The organism is Microcoleus sp. BM001215392 (assembly GCF_036700185.1).
Classification (GTDB): Bacteria; Cyanobacteriota; Cyanobacteriia; order Cyanobacteriales; family Microcoleaceae; genus Microcoleus.
Genome location: NZ_JAUBOJ010000512.1, coordinates 1 through 4340 on the forward strand (window position 1 = coordinate 1; position 4340 = coordinate 4340).

Genomic DNA, 4340 nt, shown 5'->3' on the forward strand with positions numbered 1-4340 from the left:
CTTAACAAGGGGGGGATTGAGGGGGGGTTCTTTCCTCCTCTCAATCAAAGGATTGATGAGAAAATGAACGAAATAGTCGGTAAACTGCACAGATTTAGTCGATTTTTGTTATCGGGTACGCCTCCGAACGTACTCTCAAGCTACTCTCAAGCAATGCAGGATTGGGCCGACGAGTTGGTAACAGCCGGCAAATGCGATGTTGTTACCTGCGAACACAGCGTTAACGAGATTTACGTGCGCCCAGAATGGCGACAAAAACTGCTGACAGTGGCAAATATTCACAGTTCCGTTTGGGGAACTTGCAGGGAAATTTTAGCCACTGGTACTTCCCAAAAACCCCTGCGCGATCGACTAAATTTGCCCTTGCTCGCCCGCTACGAACGACGCTACTGTGCTAAATTCTCCCGCATTGTCGCCACCACATCCACCGACAGAGAGCAACTCCTAGAATTGCTGTCGCATCCGCAGCCAAGAGGGAAAGCAGATTTGTTTGTACCTCCCATTGATGTCATTCCTAACGGCGTGGATTTGGCAGAATTTCCCTACCGCTCGATCGATCCGGGAGGACATACCTTAATTTTTGCAGGTGCAATGAACAATTTGCCCAATATAGACGGCGCCCTGTTTCTGGGTTTGCAGATCCTCCCGCTTTTGCAGCAGCGATATCGGGATGCTACCCTCACCTTAGTCGGGGCCTCGCCAATCCCGGAAGTCTTGGCCTTGGGGAAACTCCCGGGAATTCGAGTAGTAGGCAGGGTGCAAAGGATGGCAGAATATTTGCATCAGGCTGCTGTTTGTGTGGTGCCGATGCGGATTGGTTTTGGGATAAAAAATAAAACTTTGGAGGCGATGGCTGCTGGAACGCCCGTCGTCGCAAGCGATCGAGGTTTGGAGGGTTTAGCCATCGGCGGCGGCCGACAACCGATCGAGGCCTTGCGGGCGAACGAAGTTCAGGAGTATGTTGAGGCGATTACCAGTTTGTTTGAAAATCCTGCGTTAAGACAGCAACTGTCTGCAAGCGCGCGTTCGCGAATTGAAAGCCAATACACCTGGGATATCATAGGTCGGCAGTACGATCGGCTATTGCAACTTTAAACTCGAAATTCTAAAATCTAACTTCTAAAATTGGACGGACGATGGAACACAAAATTAACCCCTCGAAACGCCGAGTCAAACCCCCAGAACCTCAAAAAGTTGCTCCTCCTCCGACAAGACGCCGCCGCCAAGCCCGACGCTCCAACAATCTTCCAGAGTCCGAGCTTCCCATACCGGCTTCCCCAACTCCCGTCAGATATCCTTGGAAAAGACTGGTAGCTAATTTGACAGCCCTCAGCGTCTTGTGCGGTTGTGCAGCTTTGATGGGAGGTGGTGCTTTGCTCAGTTACCAGCTAATTGTCGATCCCAACGGTAACAGGTTGATCGCTCAATTTGTACCTGGATGGTCGCCCTTACCTACAGGTAGCAGAGATTCAATCCAAACTCTCGCTCAAATCAAAGCTGGCGTCCGCAAATTGGGATTCGTCACCGGCGATCCCCTACCGCTTCCTGTTGATAAATCCGGCGATAATACTATTTCCGATTTGCTGTTGCCGATCGTGGTAGAAAGAACTGTTAACGCTTCTACTGTTTGCAAAAATCCTTGCCGTCAAATTGTCGAACTTCGGGTGTACAAACGGGTGCAACTTCCCGATCGCGATTCCGATAAAGAGCAGTATTTTCAGCTAGCAAGTTCAGTAAATATAGAAGGCCCTGCTGAATCTTTTGTCATTGCTTCTTTAGGTGATTCTCAATCAAACAATCAAGCCTCCAATCAGTCGCTTCCCCTGACCGAACTGCGCCGCTTTGACGGAAAACCCCCTGGCTCGGGGATTTGGTTTAATGTCAGCGGTAAACTGGTGCGCGGGGACAAAAAAATTCCCTACGGTCAAGTCGTGCGCTACAACCCCAGCCAAAATCATTTAATCTCGCTGTTGGATTGGGCTAGTGCGGCCGGACAACAGCCAAATTGGCAGCAAATTGTTAAGGGCCAAAACCCGCAATTGGCGATCGACCAAACAATTGGTTTAGAGCCGCAATTTACGATTTATCAAATCGGGTCGCGCGAATTTGTCCCCAACCCCGTTCAGTTAACAGCAATTTCTTTAGAAGAATTTGCCTTGAATGACGAGACTTACAAAAATGGGCTGAGGCTGGCAAAAAGCGGGCTGTGGTCTCCGGGATTAAATGTCATGCGTTCGGCCAAGATCAAAGCCGGCCAGAATTGGCCCTTGCTCGCGCAAGCTCAGCTAGAGACGATCGAATTTCATGCTAAAATTACTCGCGCTCAGGCGATCGCATCTTGGGCCAGTCCCAGCCAACAAGTTCTCGCCGACTTGATCGACGGCCGCTGGACCGAAGCTTTACAAGTATTTGAAGCCGATCCGAGCAACAGTCACGAAATTGCCACCACCCTCAAAAATGACGGCGAGCGGATCTTGAACCGCGTAGACGCCGCCTTGAGAGTCAATGCCGCTGACACCGAGGTTAAAGCTTGGGGCGCCCTGATTGTAGCTTCTCAAGACGGAACTCGCGAGGCGATGAATTGGCTCGACCAGCAATCTGATACTGACACTGAAGCTAGAAGTCGAATTCGGAATTTAATTAATAAACTCGAACAAGCAGTTTCTCTGGCTCAAACTTTAGAAGACCACAAAAGTCAAATTATGGGTTCTGCTACTTTAATTAGCGCTATCAATCCCGCTGACTGGCTGGAACCCTCCGCGAAAAACGAGTTAAAATTGACTGGAGAACAAGTTTGGTATCAGGTGCAGGTAGCCAGTTTTTACGACGGAACCCGCTGGGTTAATCCGCCCTTTGCAGATGTAGAAGTTCGCTCTTTTCCTGCTACTCAAATCAAGTGGCTGTGGGGGCGGCTCGGCTTGCAGGCTGACCCCAAGATTCAGATTGAAGTAGCCATGGCTAACGGTCAACAAAGAGTCGCTGTTGGAACAGTCAAAGCCGTACAGGTGCAAGACGGCAGTCTGCGCTTGCTGGCGGCGGTTGACAAGCGATCGTAATCTGGCACCTTGCATTCACGCAGCCAACAGTCTCCGAGGCCCTCCAGATACCAAGAAACCAGGTTTTTTTACCGTTTCTGCCGATCGCAACAGAAGTATTTTCGTAAAAAAACCCGGTTTCCTGTCACCCGTGCCTCTAAAACTCTCCAAAGGAAAAGGCTTGCTTCTCCCCCTCTTTACCCGCTAGCGAAGCCTTTATAGCCCTCGCTCCCAATCCCCCCTATCAATCTCGCAAAACTATACAGACAACAATCTTTTTAATTGAATTTCCACAACTTCCACACCAAAAAAACCTGAGATGTTACATCGCGCCTTTTTTAGAAAGTGCTGCTATCATCTGCCTTTTCACCGCTTTCGCCCACAGTTCAAACTCTACACTGTTGGTGCTGTTAACTTTCACTTCATCCACAGCCTGCTGTGTGGATTCATTCTTTACTGCCGTCTCCATTTTTTTTTCCTCGTTTCAAAAAATTATTAGTCGATCCCAAGCGGTGAACGTCATAGATATATTTTATGAACTAATCGCAGGAAGTAAAAGCATTAAATACATACAATTTAACCTGAATATGCAGTAAATACATTTAATCAATGCAATTTACGAATCTCGGTTGAAATGTTCCTGCGATCGTCGCTCCCGCCTGGTTTTTCGTGCTGTTTGACTGTGACAAATTGTTTTGTCAGACACTATCAAAGCAAGACTTATGCTAATCCATTAATTTTAAAACGAATGTATTTGAGAATACCGAAAAAACCCTTTTCGGAATTATAAAAATCTAGCAATCACAAAAATATTGATTCGCCCGACAGTGATATTTAACAGTGATTTCATTCACCAAAAGTGCGCCTGAAACCAAGAAATACTGTACTCGGGCCAGCGTCAAAGAGTGCCGTAAAGCCGATCGCCCGCATCGCCCAGTCCGGGTACAATATAGCCGCGCTCGCCCAAACGTTCGTCCACCGCCGCCGTATAAATCAGCACGTCAGGGTGCTGCTGGTGAAAATGCTCAATTCCCTCCGGCGCCGCCAGTAAGCACAAAAACTTAATAGACTTGGGATTTACTTCTTTAAGTCGATCGACAGCCGCCACTGCTGAATTACCAGTCGCCAGCATCGGATCGACAATTAAAACATCTCGCTCTTCGATATCCAGCGGAACTTTGAAATAATATTCGATCGCCACGCAAGTAGTCCGATCGCGGTACAAACCAATATGTCCTACCCTCGCCGACGGTATTATAAAACTTCATTAAGATTCTAAGCATCAATAGACAATGGTAGTATCAT

The 4340-nt window shown here is 48.1% G+C and carries 4 protein-coding genes; 2 read left to right on the plus strand and 2 right to left on the minus strand.

The features are described from left to right. A partial coding sequence (locus QT974_RS31715) for a glycosyltransferase family 4 protein (protein ID WP_333472348.1) occupies window positions 1-1095 on the plus strand: 1095 nt, incomplete at its 5' end. 41 nt (window positions 1096-1136) lie between these two features. Then, window positions 1137-3056: a hypothetical protein gene (locus tag QT974_RS31720; protein ID WP_333472349.1), complete on the plus strand. Its 1920-nt coding sequence runs from the start codon at window positions 1137-1139 to the stop codon at window positions 3054-3056. Between the two features lie 301 nt (window positions 3057-3357). Here the strand turns inward: QT974_RS31720 and QT974_RS31725 are convergent, their stop codons facing one another. Both QT974_RS31725 and upp read right to left on the minus strand, forming a co-directional pair. Beyond that, complete coding sequence (locus QT974_RS31725) at window positions 3358-3504, minus strand: hypothetical protein (protein ID WP_333472350.1); 147 nt, start codon at window positions 3502-3504, stop codon at window positions 3358-3360. Between the two features lie 429 nt (window positions 3505-3933). Then, complete coding sequence (upp, locus tag QT974_RS31730) at window positions 3934-4293, minus strand: uracil phosphoribosyltransferase (protein WP_442933232.1); 360 nt, start codon at window positions 4291-4293, stop codon at window positions 3934-3936. Window positions 4294-4340 lie beyond the last annotated feature (47 nt).